Origin of the sequence: Kitasatospora sp. GAS204B (genome assembly GCF_029892155.1) — a bacterium.
Taxonomy (GTDB): Bacteria; Actinomycetota; Actinomycetes; order Streptomycetales; family Streptomycetaceae; genus Kitasatospora.
This window is the reverse complement of the sequence record NZ_JARZAG010000007.1, coordinates 260296-280673: the sequence shown is the minus strand read 5'-3', so window position 1 is coordinate 280673 and position 20378 is coordinate 260296. Positions and strand designations below refer to the sequence as shown.

The window sequence follows — 20378 nt, the reverse complement described above, 5'->3', positions numbered from 1 at the left end:
CGAGGCCCGCATGATCGACCCGGTGACGCTCGACGGACAGCCCGCCGTTGGCACCTTCGACCAGAAGCGTGCCGAGAACGCGGTGCGGGAGCTGCTGATCGCGGTCGGTGAGGACCCGGACCGCGAGGGGCTGCTGGAGACCCCGGCCCGGGTGGCCCGGGCCTACAAGGAGATATTCGCCGGGCTCTGGCAGCAGCCCGAGGAGGTGCTGTCCACCACCTTCGACCTCGGCCACGACGAGATGGTGCTGGTCAAGGACATCGAGGTGTTCTCCACCTGCGAGCACCACCTGGTTCCGTTCCAGGGCGTCGCGCACGTCGGCTACATCCCGTCCACCAGCGGCAAGATCACCGGCCTGTCCAAGCTGGCCCGGCTGGTCGACGTCTTCGCCCGCCGTCCCCAGGTGCAGGAGCGGCTGACCAGCCAGGTCGCCGACTCGCTGATGCGGATCCTGGAGCCGCGCGGCGCCATCGTGGTGATCGAGTGCGAGCACATGTGCATGTCGATGCGCGGTATCCGCAAGCCCGGCGCCAAGACCATCACCTCGGCGGTCCGCGGCCAGCTGCGCGATCCCGCCACCCGCAACGAGGCGATGAGCCTGATCATCGCCCGCTGACCACCCGCCAGCGGGTGTCGCGGCCGTCAGCCGATCGGTTCCCGGTCCGGCGCCGCCGCCAGGTGGTTGCCGCTCCACTCCAGCGCGGCGGGCAGCTCCCGGCGCCAGGTGTCGAAGGTGTGCCCGCCGTCGGGCAGGAAGAGCGAGTCGACGGTGAACTCCGGGTGGGCGGTGCTGACCGGCGCGGCGGTGGCCAGGAACTGCCGGGTGGCCGCGTAGTCGTCCTCGGTCCTGGTGCTGACCACCAGCAGCGCCGCGTGCGGCACCGGCGCGTTGTGCAGCCGCCAGTTCAGGTCGTAGCCCTGGGCCAGCTGCTGGTTGCCGCTGAACAGGTCGCCGGTGCCCCAGTCCGCGGCCACCTGGTAGTCCGCGTGCAGCGCGGCCGCCGAGGCGTAGCTGCCGGGGTCGCGCATCGCCAGGCGCAGCGCGCAGCTGCCGCCGGTGGAGTAGCCGAACACGCCCCAGGAGCCGGGTGAGCGGCTCACCCGGTAGGCGGAGCGCAGCGCGGCGGGCAGGTCCTTGGCGAACCAGGTCTCGCTCTGCGGCCCGCCGGGCACGTCCACGCACTCGGTGTCGCGCGGCGCGGCCACGGTGGGCCGGGCCATCACCACTACGGTCGGCGCCATCTTGCCGGTGCGTTGCAGGTCCCAGACCGTCTGCGGGGTGTGCAGCTCGTTCAGCAGGCTCACCGGCCCGCCCGGGAAGCCGGCCAGGGTGAGCAGCACCGGGAAGCGCTCCCGGGAGTACTTCGGATTGAAGTACTCGGGTGGCAGATAGATGAACATCTGGTCGGAGAGCCCGGTGGCCTTCCCGCTCACCCGGATGGAGTCCACCCGGCCCACTTCTTCCGGCTTGCCCTGCGGCAGGTCGTCGGCGACGCCCGACAGGCCGCCGTCGTCGCTCGGCTGGACCAGGGCGTCCCCGGTCGGCGGCCCGCCCTTGCCGCCGCTCTGCGCCGGCCCGAGTGCGAGCGTGCTGGTGTCGGGGGCGAGCAGGTCCCGCCAGGACGTGTAGAAGCCGTAGGCGTTGTTGACGGTCAGTCCGCAGACCGCCAGGACCGTCAACTGAGTGAGCGCCAGCAGGCCGAGCCGGCCGAGCAGCGACAGCGGCCGCTGGCGGGCCAGCCGCGGCCAGAGCCAGAGCGTGGCCAGCAGGGTCAACGCGGCCAGCGCCGCAACGGCGTACACCAGCACGCTGCTGGTCAGTTCCATCCCAGAGCCTCCCCCGCACGGGGCCGGACGATCTGTCGGGGCGTCATGTCTCAGCTTCAAATGTCTTGGCGAGTTGGGCAACGCGGCGTGAACGGTGAGCGGCACGGGCGCGCCGGTGGCTGCCGGTCGGCTTCACCCACAGGAACCAAGGCTCTAGACTTCGGCGTCGCCACTCGTGCGGGGGGCGCGGATCGGCCGCCCGGCGGAGGTCCGACGCAGGTGGACCAGCCATTACTCGCTCTTGACGGTCACATGGTCAAGGTAAGGACATACGTATGAAGGCCCATCACGGCTCATCCTCCGGGGTGACCGGGCACCCGCGCGTTACCTCTACGCTGAGTCCCCATGAGCGTTCCCGTGTCCACTGAGCCGACCCCTCAGACCCCGGAGCAGCCCCGTCGACGAGGGCTGCAGACGCTGCGCAGTCAGGCCGCCGCCGTCCCCCGGGCGTGGCTCCCGGGCGTGGTGGGGTACGCCTCTCTGCTGATCGGCCTGATGGACATCGCCAGCGCGGTCTTCCCCAGGCTGCGCCGGACCCGGGTGCACACCTGGGCCGGACAGCTGCCCGGCACCACCACCACGCTGGCCACCGCGGGCACCCTGCTGATCGGCATCCTGCTGGTGCTGCTGGCGCACGCGCTGCGCCGCCGCAAGCGCCGGGCCTGGCGGATGGTCTGCGTGCTGCTGCCGGTCGGTGCCGCGCTGCACATCCTGCGCTGGCACCAGATGGGCCCCGCGGTGGTCTCGCTGGTGGTCCTCGCGGTGCTGCTGGTGCACCACGGCGAGTTCTACGCCAAGGCCGACCCGCGCACCCGCTGGCGGGCGCTGCTCAACCTGGTCGTGATGGGCGCGGTCAGCCTGGGCCTCGGGTTCCTGATCGTCAGTGCCCACCCGAGGCGGGAGATGGGCTCGCCCAGCCTCTTCGACCGGGCGCACGAGACCGTCTGGGGGCTCTTCGGCCTGGACGGCCCGATCAGGTACCACCCGGACCGGATCGGCGACGTGGTGGGCTACTCGCTGGCCGGGCTCGGCCTGCTGACCGCCTTCTCCACCGCCTACCTGCTGCTGCGCCCCGAGAAGCCGGAGCCGGAGCTGACCTCCGAGGAGGAGGTCAAGGTCCGGGCGCTGCTGGAGCGGCACGGCGAGCGCGACTCGCTGGGCTACTTCGCGCTGCGCCGGGACAAGAGCGTGCTCTTCTCGCCGACCGGCAAGGCGGCGATCTCCTACCGGGTGGTCTCCGGGGTGATGCTCGCCTCGGGTGACCCGGTGGGCGACGTGGAGGCCTGGCCGGGTGCGATCAAGGTCTTCATGGCGCAGGCCCGCGAGCACGCCTGGGTGCCGGCCGTGATGGGCTGCAGCGAGGTCGGCGGCGAGGTCTGGACCCGGGAGGCCGGGTTGGACGCGCTGGAGCTGGGCGACGAGGCGATCGTCGACGCCAGCACCTTCTCGCTGGCCGGCCGGGCGATGCGCAACGTGCGCCAGATGGTCAAGCGGATCGAGCGCAACGGCTACTCCTGCCAGGTCCGCCGGGTCGGCGAGCTGAGCCAGGCCGAGAAGATCCGGATCGCGGACGCCGCCGCCCGCTGGCGCGGCACCGACACCGAGCGCGGCTTCTCGATGGCGCTGGGCCGCTTCGGCGACCCCAACGACGACGACTGCGTGGTGGTCACCGCGCACAAGGCGCCGGAGGAGGGCGAACCGAACGGTGACGACCTCAAGGCCGTGCTGCACTTCGTGCCCTGGGGCCCGGACGGCATCTCGCTGGAGCTGATGCGCCGCGACCGGGCGGCCGATCCCGGCCTGAACGAGCTGCTGATCGTGGCCGCGCTGCAGGCGGTGCCCGCCATGGGCGTGCGCCGGGTCTCGCTGAACTTCGCGATGTTCCGCTCGGCGCTGGCCCGCGGTGAGCGGATCGGGGCCGGACCGGTGCTGCGGGCCTGGCGCGGGCTGCTGGTCTTCCTGTCGCGCTGGTTCCAGATCGAGTCGCTGTACAAGTTCAACGCCAAGTTCCAGCCGGAGTGGGAGCCGCGGTTCCTGGTCTACCCGAGCACCCGCGACCTGCCGCGGATCGGCTTCGCCGCGATGCAGGCCGAGGCGTTCATCACGCTGGGCATGCCGAAGTTCGGGCGCAAGCGCCAGCGGCAGGGGCTGCTGCCGGTCCCGGCGGGTGAGCCGGGATCGATCGCCCCGGCGGCGTAGGCCCTGGTGGTCACCAGGACCGGGCGGCGGGGCGTTCGATAATGGCCCCATGAACAACCCGCTGCCCGGCCTGCCCGCCCTTGACCGCTGCGCCGTGATGGGCGTCGTCAATGTCACGCCCGACTCGTTCTCGGACGGCGGGCTCTGGCTGGATCCGGGCGCCGCGGTGGCGCACGGTCTGGACCTGGTGGCGCGGGGCGCGGACCTGGTGGACGTCGGCGGTGAGTCGACCCGCCCCGGCGCCAAGCGGGTCACCGAGCAGGAGGAGCTGCGCCGGGTGCTCCCGGTGGTCCGGGAGCTGGCCGCGGCCGGCGTGGTGGTCTCGATCGACACCATGCGCGCCGCGGTCGCCGAGCAGGCGCTGGCGGCCGGTGCCGCGCTGGTCAACGACGTCTCCGGTGGTCTCGCGGACCCCGTGATGGCCCAGGTGGTGGCCGATCATGGTGCCCCGTTCGTGGTGATGCACTGGCGCGGTCAGTCCGACGACATGGACAGCCTCGCGGTCTACGGGGATGTGGTGGCCGACGTGCTGGCCGAGCTGACCGTGCGGATCGAGGCGCTGCTGGCGGCGGGCGTCAAGGAGGAGCAGCTGATCCTGGATCCGGGCCTCGGCTTCGCCAAGACCAGCGCGCACAACTGGGCATTGCTCGGGGGTTTGGACGCGCTGACCGCCTTGGGCCGCCCGGTCCTGGTGGCCGCATCGCGCAAGCGCTTCCTGGGTACGCTGCTGGCCGACCCGAAAACCGGGGAGCTGCGCCCGGCCCGGCAGCGCGACGATGCCACCGCGGCGATCTCGGTGCTCTCGGCCCGGGCCGGTGCCTGGGCCGTCCGGGTGCACGACGTGGCGGGTACGGCGGACGCGGTCCGTGTGGTGGCCGCCTGGCGTGCGGCGGGGGCGAGTTGAGCTGACGGAAGTGGGTGGTGGCGTGACTGGTGACAGCACGGCGGGCAACGGCATGCTGGGCAACGGCGCGGCGGCCTCGGCGGCCGCCGACCGCGAGGCGGTGCTGGCCGCCAACCAGCGGCTCTACGAGGCCCTGGAGAACGGCGACCTGGAGGCCATCGAGGACGTCTGGCTCTCCGCGGCGGACGCCGACGACAAGACCGGCGTGGTGTGCGTGCACCCCGGGTGGCCGGTGCTGCGCGGGCGGGCCCAGGTGACCCGCTCCTATCTGCTGATCATGATGAACACCGAGTACATCCAGTTCTTCCTGACCGATGTCGAGGTCGAGGTGCAGGGCGATGTGGCCCTTGTCACCTGCACCGAGAACATCCTCTCCGGCGGCGAGGCCGAGGAGGAGGGGGAACTGGGCCCGCTGGTCGGCGGCAAGGTGGTCTCGACCAACCTGTTCCGGCGGACCGCCTCGGGTTGGCGACTCTGGTCACATCACGGCTCACCCGTGCTGACCAGCGGAGATGACGAGGACGACGAGGACGGGGCCTGACCGTCGGCGCTGTCGGGGGCCGGGGGTAGATTCGCCGGAGGGTAGATTCGACGGACGGCGGGCGATGGTGCCTGCCGTTCCAAGATCAGGAGCAGTGATTCAGGTGCTGGACCGCGTCACCCTGCGGGGCCTGCGCGCCCGCGGCCACCACGGTGTCTTCGAGCGCGAGCGGATCGAGGGGCAGACCTTCGTGGTCGACCTCGTGCTCTTCCTCGACACCCGCCCGGCCGCCTCCGGCGACGACCTCGCCCGCACGGCCCACTACGGGATCGTCGCGGAGGAGGTCACCGCGATCATCGCCGGTGAGCCGGTGGACCTGATCGAGACCTTGGCCCAGCGAATCGCCGACCAGTGCCTCAAGCACGACGCGGTCGAGGAGGTCGAGGTGACCGTGCACAAGCCGGACGCTCCGATCACGGTGCCGTTCGACGATGTGACCATCACCATCCACCGGGGCCGCGCATGACGGTCCCGGTGATTCCCGCAGTCTCAGCCGCGGCCGCAGCCGTGCCACCAGCCGAAGAGGACTTCCGATGAGCACCAGCGACCCGACCGCCTCGCCGACCACGTTCGACCTGGAGCACCGGGTGGACAGCGTCGACGCCACCCTGCAGAACCCGCGCACCGCGGTGGTGGCGCTCGGCAGCAACCTCGGCAACCGGCTGGAGACCCTGCAGGGCGCCGTGGACGCGCTGGCGGACACCCCCGGACTGAAGATCACCGGCGTCTCCGCGGTCTTCGAGACCGCGGCCCTGGGCGGCCCGGACGAGCAGCCCAACTACTACAACGCGGTGGTGCTGCTGCGCACCACGCTGCCGCCGTACTCGCTGCTGGAGCGGGCGAACGCGATCGAGGACGCCTTCGGACGCGAGCGCGCCGTGCGTTGGGGCGCCCGCACCCTGGACGTCGACATCCTCAGCTACGAGAAGGTGCTGAGCACCGACCCGGTCCTGCTGCTGCCGCACCCGCGGGCGCACGAGCGCGCCTTCGTGCTCGCGCCGTGGACCGACGTCGACCCGGCGGGCGAGCTTCCGGGGCACGGCAAGGTGGCCGAGCTGCTGGCCGGGCTCGGCGGCGAGGGCGCCCAGGGCGTGCGGCGGCGCACGGACATCCAGCTCCGGCTGCCGGAGTGAGCGTGACCGCGCCCTGAGTCGAAGGGCGGCGATCCGGACACGCCGGTGATCGGCCGCCAGGGTGCGGGTACGGTGGGTTGGCGCTGCCCGCACCACCCACCGTCGGGAAGGACCCTCTTTCCAGTGAAGCCGCTCCGCCTCCGTCTCCTGCTCGGCATCTTCGTGGTCGCGACGGCGCTCTCCTGGGCCGGTGCCAAGCTGTGGAACTCGCTGGACACGCTGCCCGGGGTGCCGGCGGCCGCTCCGGTGGTGCTCGCGGTGATCGCGGTGATCCTGCTGGCGACGGCGATCTCGCTGCGGTCGCGGCTGAAGGCGATCCGGGACCGGCAGCCGGGCGCCAAGCGGGTGGACCCGCTGGGGGCCGCCCGGGCGCTGGTGCTCGGGCAGGCCAGTGCGCTGGTCGCGGCCCTGGTCAGCGGCGTGTATGCGGGCCTGGGCATCGAGTTGCTCACGCTGCCGGACTTCGACGCCCACAAGAGCGCGGCGCTCACCGCGGGTCTGGCGGTGCTCGCCGGGGCCGGGGTGGTCGCGGCGGCGCTGTGGCTGCAGCACATCTGCAAGCTGCCCGAGGACGGCGGCAGCGGGAACGGCAAGGGCGCGGCCCCCTCGCCCCGCTGACGATCCGTCGGTTTCGGTTGGCGCTCTGTAACGACCTCGGTCTGTCAAGGTCGAGATCGGGTCTCAGGCTGACAATGCCGGTATTCGCACGCTAGTTTCTTGCTCATGCCTCGCGGACGCCACCGACACTCCTCTCTGCTCAGCCGCGCCGTGCCGCCCACCGCGGCCGCCGGCCTCACGGTGGCCGCGCTCGCCGCCCTGCTGGTCAGCGAGGACCACGTGGTGGTCAGCTCGGTGGGCGTCGCGGCGGTCTTCGCGGTGCTCGGACTGGCGCTGGTGCTGCGGCAGCGTGACGCCGCCGCCCGCACGGCGGCGGACGCCGCGGCCGTGCGCCGGATCCGCGACGAGGAGCGGTTCGAGGAGCAGCTGGCGGAGGCCGAGTACGCCGCCGAGGTCGCCGAGGAGCGGGCCACCCGGCTCGGCCGGCGGCTGACGGCGGAGAAGTCGCGGCTGGCGAAGGCGGAGACCGAGATCGCCCGGCTGCTGCGCGAGCGGGCCGTGCTGGCCGCCGAACAGGCGCTCAGGGAGGCCGAGGCGGCCCAGCGGGCGATCGAGGCGGCCCGGCCCGTGCACCCGGTGACGCCGCTGGCCTACCTCAAGGCGGCGAACGCGCTGCGGGCCCTGGAGCAGCGGGCGGCCGAGGCGGAGCGGGCGGCGCGGCGGCGGGGGAGTGCCCTGGCACTGCCCGAGGTCCGCACCGCCCACGCCCCGGCGGTGCCGGTCGAGCGGATCGGCCGGCTGGAGCCGGCCGCGCCGCGTGCGGAGCGGCCCGCCGTGGCCGCCTCGCCGGTGCGCCCGGTGCTGGCGGGCCCGGCCGAGGCGGCCGTCGCGGCCGCCGCCATGGTCCCGGTCGAGCGGCAGCGCCCGCGCCCGCAGCAGGCGACGGGCCGGGGCCCCGGGTTCAGCTTCTTCGACCGCGCCGCCGCGGTCCGTGCCGCGGCGCCGGCGCCCGCGGTCGGCTCGGTCACCGAGCTGACCGAGCCGGCGACGCAGGCCGAGCGCCCCGGGCTGGTCGAGCGGCCCGCACCGGCTGCGGCGCCGGTGACCGCAGGTCAGCGGGAGCTGGCGGATCTGGCGGATGTGCTGGGCGACGAGGTCGCGGCCGAGCAGGAGCGGCCCGAGGTGGTCGACCTGACGCCGGAGGACGACACCGAGCTGCTCGACCTGGGCGAGCTGCGCGCCTCCCGGAGTAGCTGAGCCAAGCTCACGTTCGTCTTTTCCCCGGGTGGTCAGATCCGGGGGAAGCGGGCCTGCACCGTCCAGATGTTCGGGTTGTCGGCCAGTCCCGGGTGCAGGTCGGTGAGATCGGCCAGCACGTCCTGCAGGAAGTCCCGGGCCTCGCGGCGCAGCTCCGCGTGCCGGACCACCAGGGGCTCCTCGTCCAGCCAGGTGGCCGAGACCTCGACCAGCCCGAACCGGCGGGCGAACCGCAGGAGTTCGGTGTTCTGGGTGAAGTCCAGGTCGGCCCGCTGGAGCGCGGCGGCCCGGCTGCCGCGCGGGTCCTCGTCCAGCCGCTCGGCGATGTCGCACAGCGCCCAGGCGAAGTCCAGCACCGGCACCCATCCCCAGGCTGTGGACAACTCCAGCTCGTCCTGCGCCAGGTAGACGTCACCGCAGAACAGGTCATGGCGCAGCGCCCGCACCGCGGCGGTGCGGTAGTCGGTCTGCGGCGGGTCGGGGAAGCGTACGGACAGGGAGTAGCCGATCTCGATCACGTGGGCCATTGTTCCGGCCCGCGGCCATGGGCGATAACCGGGTGACGGCACGGGGCCGGGCCGGGGATGATGGACCCATGCCCGAGCCCATACGCGTGCGGGGCTCGGTGGTGGTTCCGGAGGCCGAGCTCCAGTGGCGGTTCTCCCGCTCCAGCGGCCCCGGTGGCCAGCACGTCAACACCTCCGACACCCAGGTCGAGCTGCGCTACGACCTGGCCGCCTCGGCCGCGCTGCCCGAGGTGTGGAAGCAGCGCGCCCTGGAGCGCCTGGCCGCCCGCCTGGTGGACGGTCGGGTGCTGGTGGTGCGGGCCAGCGAGCACCGCTCCCAGTGGCGCAACCGCGAGGTCGCGGCCGCCCGGCTGGCCTCGCTGCTCGGTGAGGCGACCGCGCCGCCGCCCCGGACCCGCCGGGCCACCAAGCCCAGCCGGGGCATGGTCGAGCGGCGGTTGGAGAACAAGAAGCGCCGCTCCGAGGTCAAGCGCGGCCGTGGCCCGCTGCGGGCCGACTGAGCGGGCCTCCTGCTACGCGCCGCCTGCTACGCGCCGCCTGTTACGGGCCGCCTGTTACGGGCCGGCCGTTCGGTCGGCCGGCGCCGGTCAGGCCAGCTGGCGGTAGCCGGTCCGGAAGTAGATCAGCGGGCGGCCGTCCGGCGCGGGGACCCGCGCCTCCAGCACCCGCCCGATGAGCAGCAGGTGGTCGCCGGCCGGTATCCGCTGCTCGGTGCGGCACTCCACGGTCGCCAGCGCCCCGGTCACCAGCGGCGCTCCGCTGGCCGGGCCCCGCTCGTGCGGGGTGTCGGCGAACAGCAGCCGGTCGCTGAGCCGGCCCTTCATCGCGAACCGCGAGGCCAGCGTCCGGTGCTGCTCGCCCAGCAGCGAGACCGCCCAGCGGTCGTTCCGGGAGAGCAGCTCGTCCATCCGGGAGTCCTCGCGCACCGAGATCAGCACCAGCGGCGGCTCCAGCGAGACCGACAGGAACGAGGTCGCGGTCATCCCGGCGTCCTCGCCCGGCTCGTCGGCGTCTTCGCCCGTGTCATGGACCGTCACCAGCGCCACCCCGGCGGCGAGCTGGGACAGGGCGGCGCGGAACTCGTCCGGCGTGGCGAGGGAGGCAGCGGCGGGCTGCGGCGACATGGACACGTACCGCACGGTAGTCGCCGTACGGGTGCGGCTGCATCAGGCGGTGGGCCTAGGTCCATCGCCCCGGGCCCGGCGGCTCGCCGGTCGGCCGTCCGGCCGCCTGCGGTTCACCCTGGACGGGGGCTCGCCTCACTCCGGGCGGTGAAGCGGTGCGGCCCGCTGGCGGGCGCGGGCTACAGCTCGCGGCCCGTCCGACCGAACTCGAAGGTGTCCATCGCTGCATCGTGTCCGGGCATGACCGGGATGAACCGGGTTTGCCTGTCTATGCGTTGTGTGATTTGAGTCACAAGTGGCGACCTATTGCTGACCGAGCGTGCCGATCGCTGTGCTCGCTGTGATTCAGTTCTTCTGGCAATCGGACGATAACCATCAAGACCTATCCGAAGAAGCCGGGGAGCCCCCGCATGGAAGCCGAGTCGGAGCCGTACGTCCGCCTCGCGACCCTCCGCACCTTGCACCGGGTCGTGGCGGACCTCAATGCTGCCCGCAGCCTGCCGGGCACTCTGCAGGCCGTGGTCGAGGGTTCGGTGCACGGGCTCGGCTTCGACGCCGCGGCGCTCTCCCTGGTCCGCCCGGACGGCGACCTGGTGGTGGCGGCCGTCTGGGAGTACCAGGAACGCGACTACGGCGGTCCGTCGGTGCTGCTCGGCCAGGTCGGCACCCGGGAGTCCTGGGACCGGCTGCTGGCGGTCAGCGACCACTGGGGGACGCTGCGCTTCCTGCCGCACGACCGGGGCTGGGCGGTGGGCACCGACATCCCGCGGTGGACCGGGGACGGCCCGCTGCCGATGTACGCCAACGACTGGCACCCCGAGGACGGCCTGCTCGCGCCGATGTACAGCGCCGGCGGCGAGCTGCTCGGCGTGCTCAGCGTGGACCGCCCGCGCAGCGGCAAGCGCCCCGGCGCCTGGACCCGCGAGGCGCTGGAGATGTTCTCCCTGCAAGCCTCCATCGCGATCGGAAACGCCCGGTTGCGCGCGGAGATGCAGCGCGCGCTGGCCCGCCTGGAGAAGGAGCAGCAGGCGCTGCGGGCCAGCGAGGAGAGCTTCCGGCACGCCTTCGAGTACGCCCCGAGCGGGATGGCCATCACCGAGCTGCACGGCAGCTCGCGCGGCCAGCTGACCCGGGTCAACGACGCGCTCTGCCGCCTGCTCGGGCGCCCGCGCGCCACGCTGCGCCGGCAGAGCTTCCTGGACCTGGTGCACCCCGACGACCGCGGCCTGCTGGAACGCACCAGTGCCGAGTGCGGCCGGGCCGAACTGCGGCTGGCCCGGCGCGACGGCGACTACCGCTGGGTCTGCCTGCGCAACTCGATCGTGGCGGATTCGGCCGAAGGGCCGACCTTCCTGCTCACTCATGTGGAGGACATCGAGGAGCGCAAGCGGCACGAGCTCCAATTGGCCCACCGGGCCAGCCACGACGCGCTCACCGGCCTGCCGAACGGCGCCGAGCTGCGCTCCCGGCTGGCCCGCCGGCTCTGCTCGCTGCCGCAGGGGCCCGGCGGCGCGGCCGAGCACGGGGCGGTGGACCCGGTGCCGTGCGCGCTGGAGGGGGCGGCGACCGGGCACGGCCCGCTGGGCTCCTACGGGCCGCACAGCCCCCGCTCGGGGCACGAGGCGCTGGAGCCGGCCGGCGGGCCGCTGGAGGGCGGCTGGAGCGCCGCGACGCGCGGCGGCACCCTGGTGCACGGCTACTCCGACCGGGTGGGGCGCGGCGGTTACGGTGGCGTGCCGGCCGAGCATGTGCACGCGGTGGTCCCCACCGAGGCGCCGAGCCCGCCGGAGGCCTGGCAGCGCCGCTCCCGCCCACCGGCAGGGCCCCCGGAGAAGGGGCTGGCGGTGCTCTTCTGCGATCTGGACGGTTTCAAGTCGGTCAACGACCGGTTCGGCCACAACGCGGGCGACGCGGTGCTGGTGGAGGTGGCCAGGCGGCTGCAGCAGGCGGTCCGCGAGGGGGACACGGTGGCCCGGCTCGGCGGCGACGAGTTCGTCGTGCTGGCCGACGGGATCGGCAGCGAGGAGGCTGCCGACCTGGCGCTGCGGCTGCGCAACGCGGTGGTGCCGCCGATGCGGATAGCGGGCCGGGTGGTCCGGGTCGGGGTGAGCATGGGGATCGGCTGGGCGGGCTGCGGGATGAGCATCGAAGAGGTGCTGCACGCCGCCGACAAGCGGATGTACGACGAGAAGCGGGCCCGCGGCGGGGCGGTCCGCGGGGCCCGGGGCGAGCGCTCGCACCGCCGGGCGGTCTAGGCGCCGTCCGGGCGCCTTTTCGCCTCCTCAGCCGCGACGGGTAGGGTGCCGTGGACAACGGGTCCAGCCGGCCTCGGCCGTAGACCGCCTTTGGGGAGTTGACCAGCGCGATGACAGCCGACAGCAGCCGCGGACCCGAGGGCGCCGAGCAGCCACCCGCCGAGGACGATCCTTTCGCCTACCTCTACCGCTCCGAGGGCGGCGAGGGGGACGGCGCGCCGGAGCGCGCGCCCGGCGTACCGCGCACCTCGTACACCCGCCCGATGGAGGTCGGCCGCACCCAGTACGGCGCGCCCCCGCAGCAGCCGCAGGGCGGCTACCCGCCGCCGCACGCCCAGCCGCCGCGCGGCCCGTACGGGCCAGGCCCGGACGCCACCACGCAACTGCCGCACCAGCAGTCCCGCTACGCCGAGCGGTCCCGGCCGCAGCCCGGCGAGGACGCCCCGCGCGGGCGCGGCAAGGGCCCGGTGATCGGCGTGGTCGCGGTGGTCGCGGCGATCGCCATCGGCTCCGGGATCGCGCTCTCCGGCAACGACGGCAAGAGCACCAAGGACAACGGCGCCCCCGGCCCGGCGACCGCGACGAGCACCGGCCACGCCACGGCGCCCGCCGGCTCGGCCGCCGGGAGCAGCCCGTCGGCTGCCGCCTCGCCCCCGGCGAGCGCCTCCGGCGGCTCCATCAGCTTCGTCGACGGCTCCAAGGCCCAGGCCCAGGGCGCCGCGCCGGGCACCGGGGTGAAGGGCGCGATCTCCTCCGACGGCAGCTACCTGACGCTCCAGCAGGGCTCCTCGGCGACCTGGACGTTCACCGCGCCCGCCGCCGGGCAGTACAAGTTCTGGGTGCACTACAACAACGGCGGCGGCCCGGTGAAGGCCTCGGTCAGCGTCAACGGCCAGGACAAGGCCGGCGGCACCACCTTCAAGAACTCCAACCCGGCGGGCGGCGACCCGTACTGGTCCTACACGAACGTCTGGCCGGACCTCCAGGCGGGGAACAACACCATCACGGTGTCGGTCCCCGCCGGTGGACCGGTCCTGGTGGACCAGGTGGCGCTCACCCCGTTCTCCTACAACGGCGACTACCCGAGTGCGGCGGGCGGTGCCTCGGCCGCCGCGCCGGGGTCCGCCAGCAGCTGACGGACGGGAGAAACCTGAGGGAGACTCAGTTCCCCTTGGTGAACCGCTCGGCGCCGTTGATCCACTCGCCGCGGCGCAGCACGGCGACCAGGGCGTAGGACTCGGAGTCCAGGACGGCCAGGTCGGCCCGCAGCCCGACGGCCAGCGAGCCGACCGTGTCCGACAGCCCGAGCAGGGCGGCCGGTGTGGTCGAGATCGACTGCACGGTCTGGGTCAGGCTCAGCCTGTTCACGGTGACGGAGCGCTGGAAGGCGACGTCCAGGGTGAGGGTGGATCCGGCGATCGAGCCGCCCTCGACCAGCCGGGCCACCCCCTGTTCCACCCGGACCTGGAGCGGGCCGAGCGGGTAGAGCCCGTCGCCCATGCCGGCCGCGCCCATCGCGTCGGTGATCAGCGCGACCCGCGCGGCACCGGCCGTGCCGTAGGCCAGGTCCAGCACCGAGGGGTGCAGGTGGGTGCCGTCGTTGATCAGCTCGACGGTGACCCGCTCGTCCTCCAGCAGCGCGACGATCGGGCCCGGGGCGCGGTGCTGGATGCCCGGCATGGCGTTGAACAGGTGGGTGGCGACGGTGGCGCCGGCCTCGATCGCCTCCAGCGTCTTGGCGTAGTCGGAGTCGGTGTGGCCGACCGCCGCGATCACCCCGAGGTCGGCGAGCAGGCGCACCGAGTCCAGGCCGCCGGGCAGTTCGGGCGCCAGGGTGACCATCTTCGCGGTGCCGCGGGCGGCGTCCACCAGCTTGCGGACCAGCGCCGGGTCGGGTTCCCGCAGCAGGTCGGGCCGGTGCGCGCCGCACCGCCCGGGGGAGATGAACGGCCCCTCGAAGTGGACGCCCGCCAGCACCCCGTCCTCGACCAGCTCGGAGAGGACGGCGGCCTGCCGGCAGACCTCGTCGATCTCCCCGGTGACGGTGGAGGCGATCGTGGTGGTGGTGCCGTGTGCCAGGTGGGTGCGGGCCGCCGTCAGCGCCTCCTCGGCGATGCCGGCGGCGTACGAGGCGCCGCCGCCGCCGTGCACGTGCAGGTCGACGAAGCCGGGCACCACCGTGTACCCGGTCAGGTCCAGGTCCGCCGGGGTGCGCTCGCCGCCGATCTCCGCGATGGTGCCGCCCTCGATGGCCAGCCGGCCGTCGTCGACCACACCGCTGGGCAGCACCAGCCGGGCTCCGGACAGAACAGTTCGCTGCGCGGTCGTCACGCGGTCACCTCCGTGGAGAGCAGATCCCAGGCGAGCAGGCCCGCGCCCAGGGCGGCGGCGGTGTCTTTGAGCATGGCGGGTACCACCTTCGGGGGCATGTGGAACGTCAACCGCTCGGCCACCGCCGCGCGCAGGGGAGTGAAGAGGGTGTCGCCGGCCTCGGCGAGGCCGCCGCCGACGATCACCGTGCCGGGGTCGAGCAGGCTCTGCGCCAGCACGATGCCGTCCGCCAGGGCGTCCACCGCGCCGCGCCAGACCGCCGCGGCCCGCGGGTCGCCGGCCTCGACGGCCAGCGCGCAGCCCGCCGCGTCCGCCGCCGGGTCGCCGATCGCCTCGGCCCAGGCGCGGGAGACCGCGGCGGCCGAGGCCAGCGTCTCCAGGCAGCCGCGGGCGCCACACCCGCAGGCCGGGCCGCCGGGCCGGACCACCACGTGGCCGATCTCGCCGCCGTAGCCGTGCGCGCCGGCCTCGATGCGTCCGTCGATCCCGATCGCGCCGGCGATGCCGGTACCCAGCGCGATGAAGAGGAACCGCGCCACCCCGAGCCCCGCGCCGATCCGCCCCTCCGCCAGCCCGCCGCTGCGGACGTCGTGGCCGAGCGCGACCGGCAGGCCGCCGAGCCGCTCGCCGAGCAGCTTGCGCAGCGGCAGGTCCCGCCAGCCGAGGTTGGCGGAGAAGACCGCGATCCCGTTCCTCTCGTCGATCGTGCCCGGCACCGCGACGCCGGCCGCCAGCGGGTGCTCGCCGAAACGGCGGCCGCCCTGCTCGGCGAGGTCGGCGGCGAAGTCGAGGATGGCGGTGACCACGGCGTCCGTGCCGTGCTCCCGCCCGGTCGGTCGGCGTGCTTCGAACAGCACGGAGCCGTCCTGGGCGAGCAGCGCGGCCTTCATGCCGGTGCCGCCTACATCGAGTGCGATGACGTGCTTCACGGGGACAGTTTCCCTTGACTGAGGAGGAGAGGTCTAGTCCACTGCCGGGTTTTGTCGATCCGCCGCAGTGAGTTCGGTCGCACGCGGCGAGCGCGCGGTGGCCCCCCGGCCGGCGCGGTGCGTGCGGGACGCTGTGCGACGCTGTCCACGCAGGAGTGGACGTTCAGGGTGGAAACAGAACGGAAGGTGCGGCGTGTCCAGATACGAGCGGTGGAACAGTCTCCTCGAACTCCTCGCCGAGCACGGCAAGTTGGAAGTCGAGGAGGCGGCGGTCGCGTTGGACGTGTCGGCCGCCACGATCCGCCGCGACCTCGACCAACTGGCCCGCCAGCAGATGGTCACCCGCACCCGGGGCGGGGCGGTGGCGCACAACGTCTCCTATGACCTGCCGCTGCGGTACAAGACGGCCCGCAATGCCGGGGCCAAGCAGCGGATCGGCGCCGCGGTGGCGGGACTGATCGCGCCCGGCGAGGTGGTCGGGCTGAACGGCGGGACCACCACCACCGAGGTGGCCCGTGCCCTCGCGGTCCGCCCGGAACTGACCGAGCGCGCCGAGGCGGGGCACCTGCTGACCGTGGTCACCAACGCGCTGAACATCGCCAACGAACTGACGGTCCGTCCGGCCGTGAAGATCGTGGTGACCGGCGGGGTGGCCCGGCCGCAATCGTACGAGCTGATCGGCCCACTGGCCAGCACGGTCCTCGCCGAACTGACGCTGGACGTCACGGTGCTGGGCGTGGACGCGCTGGACACCGGGATCGGGGCCAGCGCGCACCACGAGGGCGAGGCCAGCGTCAACCGGCTGCTGGCCGAGCGGGCCCGCCGGGTGGTGGTGGCGGCCGACTCCTCCAAGCTCGGTCGGCGGGCGTTCGCCCGGATCTGCGGGCTGGACGCGATCGACACCCTGGTGACGGACCAGCCGCTGAGCGAGGAACTGGCGGCGGGCTTCGCCGAGGCGGGCGTGCGGGTGCTGACGGCGTGACGGGGCGGCGACGAGCGGCTGCGCCCACTGGGCATGCCGCGCTGGGCAGGCCGCGCCGGGCACAATGGCCTCATGGGTGAGCTGACCGAACGCGAGCGGGCCGTGCTCGCCCTGGAGGGCGCGGGCTGGCGCACGCAGGGCGCCAAGGAGCAGGCCGTCCGGGAGCGGTTGGGCATCTCCGCCACCCGCTACTACCAGCTGCTGAACGGACTGCTCGAGCGCCCCGAGGCGCTCGAGCACAGCCCGGTGCTGGTCAACCGGCTGCGCCGGATCCGGGACGCCCGCCGCGCCGAGCGTTAACCGCGGCGGGCCCTGGGTAGGCCTTCGCCATGGGCATCGTGCTGGAACCGACCACCCCCGCCGGCCGCGCGGGCCTCGCGGCCGTGCTGGCCGACCCGGCCGGCGCCGTCGTCGCGCTGGACTTCGACGGCACCCTCGCGCCGATCGTCGCCGACCCCGAGCGGGCGTACGCGCACCCCGACGCCGCCGCGGCGCTGGCCCGGCTGGCACCGCTGGTCAACACGGTGGCGGTGGTGACCGGCCGCCCGGTGCTCAGCGCGGTGCGGCTCGGCGGCTTCGACCGGCTGCCCGGCCTGGACCGGCTGGTGGTGCTCGGCCACTACGGCGCCGAGCGGTGGGAGGCCGGCAAGCTGACCGCCCCCGAGATCCACCCGGGGGTGGCCGCCGTCCGCGCCGAACTGCCCTCCCTGCTGGGCGTGCTGCCCGCCCCCGAGGGCACCTCGATCGAGGACAAGGAACGCTCGCTCGCCGTCCACACCCGCCGCACCGCCGACCCGCAGGCCGCCCTGGAGCTGCTGCGCGCCCCGCTGGCCGAGCTGGCCGCCGCCCACGGCCTGGCCGTCGAACCGGGCCGGTTCGTACTGGAGTTGCGCGCGCCGGGCGTGGACAAGGGCGCGGCGCTGACCGGGCTGCTGCGCGAGCGCGGCGCCCGCTCGGTGCTCTACGCCGGGGACGACCTCGGTGACCTGGCCGCCTACGCGGCGGTGGAGCGCCTGCGGGCCCAGGCGCTGCCCGGGGTGCTGGTGGCCAGCGGTCCGGTGACCGGCGAGCCGCCGGTGCGCGAGATCGCCGAACGGGCGGACCTGGTGGTGCCGGGCCCGGCCGGGGTGGTCGAGCTGCTGGACCGGATCGGTCAGTCGCTCAGCTCCGCCAGCTGAGCCAGGAACCACTGCTGCGGGGAGAGCGCGGTGGCGGCGGTGGCCAGCCGCGCGGTGCGCTCGCGCCGCTCCGCCGCCGGCATGTTCAGCGCCCGGTGCAGCGCCTCGGCGGTGCCCACCACGTCGTACGGGTTGATGCCCAGCGCGTCCTCGGCCAGCTCCGGGTACGCGCCCGCCTCGCGGGAGAGCACCAGCGCGCAGCCGGCGTCGGAGACCACCGGGACCTCCTTGGCGACCAGGTTCATGCCGTCCCTGATCGGGTTGACCAGCGCCACGTCCGCCAGCCGGTAGGCGGCCAGCGAGCGGGCGAAGTCGTCCTCGACCTGGAGTATCAGCGGCTGCCAGGAGTCGGTGGCGAACTCCTCGGTGATCTCCTGGCTGATCCGCAGCACGGCTGCGGTGTACTCGCGGTACTCGGCCAGGTCCTGCCGGGAGGGGTAGGCGAAGGCGATGTGCACCACCCGCCCGCGCCACTCGGGGCGGCTGCGCAGCAGGTGCTGGTAGGCCTGCAGACCGCGCACGATGTTCTTGCTCAGCTCGGTGCGGTCCACCCGGACGATGGTCCGGCGGTCGCCCACCGCCGCGCGCAGCGTGGCCAGCCGCTCCTCGACGTCCGGCCGGTGGGCTCGCTCGAGCAGGAAGTCGGCGTCGGCGCCCAGCGCGTGCACGCCGAGCCGGGTGGTGCGGCCCTGGTAGCTGACCGAGAGTTCGGACCCGGGGCCCGCCCCAGAGATGATCTTCGCGTCCAGCACCCGCTCGCAGCAGTCGGCGAACGCCTCGGCCCAGCGCCGGGTGTGGAAGCCGGCCCGGTCCGCGCCGAGCACGCCGGTCAGCACGGCGGTGGCCAGTGCGTCCGGCAGCAGCCTGAAGTAGTCGACCGGGGCCCACGGGATGTGCAGGAAGTAGCCGATCCGCAGGTCCGGGCGCAGCTCGCGGAGCAGCGCCGGCACCAGGGTCAGGTGGTAGTCCTGCACCAGCACCGCCGCGCCGGGCGCCGCCTCGGCGGCCAGCGCCTCGGCGAAGGCCCGGTTGTAGGCCTCGAAGGCCCGCCAGTGCTCGGCGGCGGCGGCGTCGAAGACCGGTGCGGTCGGGGTGTCGTAGAGCAGGTGGTGCAGGAACCAGAGGGTGGAGTTGGCCACCCCGTTGTACGCGTGGTCGAAGACCTCGGGGTCGATGTCCAGCATCCGGACGGCCTGTCCACCGACGTCGAAGCCGCCCCGGTCCAGGCGCCCCTGCGGCGAGCGCCGGACCGCCTCGCGGTCCGCCGCGCCGAGCGCGGCGCAGACCCAGACGGCGTTCGGATCGTCGATCGCGGACAGGCCGGAGACCAGCCCGCCGCCGCCGCGGCGCAGCGTCAGCGAGCCGTCCTCGGCGCTGCTGAAGGAGACCGGGCCCCGGTTGGAAGCCACCAGGACGCGGGCGGTGGTCGGATGATCGGCCATTTCTCCTCGAAACGCTCGGCGGTCAGCCGGCTCTGCGGAGCCGGGTGGGCGGCCGTCCCTCCCGAGGGAGTGGAGGGGTCACATGTTCAACCTTGCCGGAGGCGGTGGACCGCAAACCCCGGCGAAGGTCACACCCGGCCGGCCCGGTACTCGGGCAGGCCGATCATCGGTGGCCGTTCGGTGGCCGTCACGACGTGGCTGTGGGCCCGGAAGTCACGCGTTCGCGGATCCCTGCCGAACTGGGTCAGCACCGGGCGGGCCAGGTCCTCGGTGGCCTTCAGCCGGTGGGTGCGGTCCAGTCGCTCCAGCGCGGTGCGGTAGATGGTGGCGGCCATCCGGCCAAGGGCCTGGCTGTCCTGGTGGCGGTGGTGGCGCACGCCGACGTCCACCTGGGCCAGCGCGTCCAGGCCGACCAGCTCCAGCGCGTCCACCAGCAGGCCCAGTTCCACCCCGTAACCGGTCGGGAAGTGCAGCTGCTCCAGCAGTGAGCGGCGGGCCGCGTACTCGCCGCCGAGCGGCTGGACGAAGCCGGCCAGCTGGGGCCAGTGCAGGTTGAGCAGCGGCCGGGCGACCAGCTCGGTGACCCGCCCGCCGCCGGCCGGCACCACGGCGCCTTCGGTCTCCAAGGGTCGGTCGTACATCGCCTTGACCAGCTGCAGGTCCGGGTCGGTGAGCAGCGGGCCGATGATGCCGGAGACGAAGGCCGGGTCGAACTCGCGCAGGTCGGCGTCGATGAAGCAGACGATCGCGCCGCTGGTCACCAGCAGCGAGCGCCAGAGCACCTCGCCCTTGCCGGCTGCCGGGGGCACCCGGGGCAGGATCTCGTCCCGGTGCACCACCCGGGCCCCGGCCGCGGCGGCCACCTCGGCGGTCCGGTCGGCCGAGCCGGAGTCCACCACCACCAGTTCGTCCACCAGCGGCAGCCGCTCGATCAGCTCCCGCCGGATCACCTCGACGATCCCGCCGACCGTGGACTCCTCGTCCAGCGCGGGCAGCACCACGCTCACCGTCCCGGCCGGCCCGGCGGCGCGCTTGGCGGCGAGCAGGCCGGCGGCCGAGCGGTCGGCCGACCGCCAGGACCGGCGGCGCAGCCAGTCGGCCACCTCCGGGAGTGGCGCTGGGCTCTGCTCGGCAGGCAAATCTCGCTCCTCGTAGTTCTCGTCTCGCGTGGCGGACGCTCCGGGTCGGTGG

21 protein-coding genes are annotated in these 20378 nt (G+C 73.9%); 14 read left to right on the top strand and 7 right to left on the bottom strand.

Annotation, left to right across the window (positions count from 1 at the left end):
- The first annotated feature begins 10 nt into the window (after positions 1-10).
- A complete protein-coding gene (folE, locus tag P3T41_RS12630; protein ID WP_280689812.1) occupies positions 11-616 on the top strand; it encodes a GTP cyclohydrolase I FolE in 606 nt (201 codons plus the stop codon).
- 26 nt (positions 617-642) lie between these two features.
- On the opposite strand, the gene P3T41_RS12625 is transcribed toward folE, so the two are convergent.
- Positions 643-1827 (bottom strand): alpha/beta hydrolase-fold protein, encoded by a 1185-nt coding sequence (locus P3T41_RS12625; RefSeq protein ID WP_280689810.1) that lies wholly within the window; start codon positions 1825-1827, stop codon positions 643-645.
- A gap of 495 nt (positions 1828-2322) precedes the next feature.
- On the opposite strand from P3T41_RS12625, the gene P3T41_RS12620 reads away from it, so the two are divergent.
- The 7 genes from P3T41_RS12620 to P3T41_RS12590 all read left to right on the top strand — a co-directional run bounded on the left by P3T41_RS12620 (position 2323) and on the right by P3T41_RS12590 (position 8419).
- A complete protein-coding gene (locus P3T41_RS12620) occupies positions 2323-4026 on the top strand; it encodes a phosphatidylglycerol lysyltransferase domain-containing protein (protein ID WP_280689894.1) in 1704 nt (567 codons plus the stop codon).
- Between the two features lie 49 nt (positions 4027-4075).
- Entirely contained in the window at positions 4076-4930 is an 855-nt protein-coding gene (folP, locus tag P3T41_RS12615) for a dihydropteroate synthase (RefSeq protein ID WP_280689808.1), read from the top strand.
- A 52-nt stretch (positions 4931-4982) separates the two neighbouring features.
- The gene (locus P3T41_RS12610; protein WP_280689893.1) at positions 4983-5471 is read left to right on the top strand and encodes a nuclear transport factor 2 family protein; all 489 of its coding nucleotides are present in this window, start codon (positions 4983-4985) and stop codon (positions 5469-5471) included.
- Positions 5472-5577: 106 nt separating this feature from the next.
- Positions 5578-5937, top strand: a complete 360-nt coding sequence (folB, locus tag P3T41_RS12605) for a dihydroneopterin aldolase (protein WP_280689891.1) — start codon at positions 5578-5580, stop codon at positions 5935-5937.
- Between the two features lie 67 nt (positions 5938-6004).
- Entirely contained in the window at positions 6005-6604 is a 600-nt protein-coding gene (gene folK, locus P3T41_RS12600; RefSeq protein WP_280689807.1) for a 2-amino-4-hydroxy-6-hydroxymethyldihydropteridine diphosphokinase, read from the top strand.
- 123 nt (positions 6605-6727) lie between these two features.
- Positions 6728-7222: a DUF3180 domain-containing protein gene (locus P3T41_RS12595; RefSeq protein WP_280689806.1), complete on the top strand. Its 495-nt coding sequence runs from the start codon at positions 6728-6730 to the stop codon at positions 7220-7222.
- Between the two features lie 105 nt (positions 7223-7327).
- A complete protein-coding gene (locus P3T41_RS12590) occupies positions 7328-8419 on the top strand; it encodes a hypothetical protein (RefSeq protein WP_280689805.1) in 1092 nt (363 codons plus the stop codon).
- 32 nt (positions 8420-8451) lie between these two features.
- On the opposite strand, the gene P3T41_RS12585 is transcribed toward P3T41_RS12590, so the two are convergent.
- On the bottom strand, positions 8452-8937 hold the full coding sequence (locus P3T41_RS12585; RefSeq protein ID WP_280689804.1) for a hypothetical protein: 486 nt from the start codon (positions 8935-8937) through the stop codon (positions 8452-8454).
- A gap of 77 nt (positions 8938-9014) precedes the next feature.
- On the opposite strand from P3T41_RS12585, the gene arfB reads away from it, so the two are divergent.
- A complete protein-coding gene (arfB, locus tag P3T41_RS12580; protein WP_280689803.1) occupies positions 9015-9446 on the top strand; it encodes an alternative ribosome rescue aminoacyl-tRNA hydrolase ArfB in 432 nt (143 codons plus the stop codon).
- A gap of 87 nt (positions 9447-9533) precedes the next feature.
- Here arfB and P3T41_RS12575 read toward each other — a convergent pair whose 3' ends face one another.
- Positions 9534-10070 carry a flavin reductase family protein gene (locus tag P3T41_RS12575; RefSeq protein ID WP_280689890.1) on the bottom strand — a complete coding sequence of 179 codons (537 nt, stop codon included), beginning with the start codon at positions 10068-10070 and terminating at the stop codon, positions 9534-9536.
- A 410-nt stretch (positions 10071-10480) separates the two neighbouring features.
- Between P3T41_RS12575 and P3T41_RS12570 the strand changes: the two genes are divergently transcribed.
- Both P3T41_RS12570 and P3T41_RS12565 read left to right on the top strand, forming a co-directional pair.
- Positions 10481-12325 (top strand): diguanylate cyclase, encoded by a 1845-nt coding sequence (locus P3T41_RS12570; RefSeq protein ID WP_280689802.1) that lies wholly within the window; start codon positions 10481-10483, stop codon positions 12323-12325.
- Positions 12326-12435: 110 nt separating this feature from the next.
- Positions 12436-13461 (top strand): hypothetical protein, encoded by a 1026-nt coding sequence (locus tag P3T41_RS12565; RefSeq protein WP_280689800.1) that lies wholly within the window; start codon positions 12436-12438, stop codon positions 13459-13461.
- Positions 13462-13486: 25 nt separating this feature from the next.
- Here P3T41_RS12565 and nagA read toward each other — a convergent pair whose 3' ends face one another.
- The gene (nagA, locus tag P3T41_RS12560; RefSeq protein WP_280689799.1) at positions 13487-14656 is read right to left on the bottom strand and encodes an N-acetylglucosamine-6-phosphate deacetylase; all 1170 of its coding nucleotides are present in this window, start codon (positions 14654-14656) and stop codon (positions 13487-13489) included.
- Positions 14653-15585 (bottom strand): ROK family protein, encoded by a 933-nt coding sequence (locus tag P3T41_RS12555; protein WP_280689798.1) that lies wholly within the window; start codon positions 15583-15585, stop codon positions 14653-14655. Before P3T41_RS12555 ends, nagA begins: the two co-directional genes overlap by 4 nt.
- 193 nt (positions 15586-15778) lie before the next feature.
- On the opposite strand from P3T41_RS12555, the gene P3T41_RS12550 reads away from it, so the two are divergent.
- The 3 genes from P3T41_RS12550 (at position 15779) to otsB (ending at position 17745) form a co-directional block, all read left to right on the top strand.
- The gene (locus P3T41_RS12550) at positions 15779-16567 is read left to right on the top strand and encodes a DeoR/GlpR family DNA-binding transcription regulator (RefSeq protein ID WP_280689797.1); all 789 of its coding nucleotides are present in this window, start codon (positions 15779-15781) and stop codon (positions 16565-16567) included.
- Between the two features lie 72 nt (positions 16568-16639).
- Complete coding sequence (locus P3T41_RS12545; protein WP_280689796.1) at positions 16640-16867, top strand: DUF3263 domain-containing protein; 228 nt, start codon at positions 16640-16642, stop codon at positions 16865-16867.
- Between the two features lie 29 nt (positions 16868-16896).
- Positions 16897-17745, top strand: coding sequence for a trehalose-phosphatase (gene otsB, locus P3T41_RS12540; protein ID WP_280689795.1), 849 nt, complete (start codon positions 16897-16899; stop codon positions 17743-17745).
- On the opposite strand, the gene P3T41_RS12535 is transcribed toward otsB, so the two are convergent.
- Together P3T41_RS12535 and P3T41_RS12530 are read right to left on the bottom strand one after the other, a co-directional pair.
- Positions 17721-19187: a trehalose-6-phosphate synthase gene (locus P3T41_RS12535; protein ID WP_280689793.1), complete on the bottom strand. Its 1467-nt coding sequence runs from the start codon at positions 19185-19187 to the stop codon at positions 17721-17723. The genes otsB and P3T41_RS12535 overlap by 25 nt on opposite strands.
- 128 nt (positions 19188-19315) lie before the next feature.
- Positions 19316-20326, bottom strand: coding sequence for a glucosyl-3-phosphoglycerate synthase (locus P3T41_RS12530; RefSeq protein WP_280689792.1), 1011 nt, complete (start codon positions 20324-20326; stop codon positions 19316-19318).
- Positions 20327-20378: the final 52 nt, after the last annotated feature.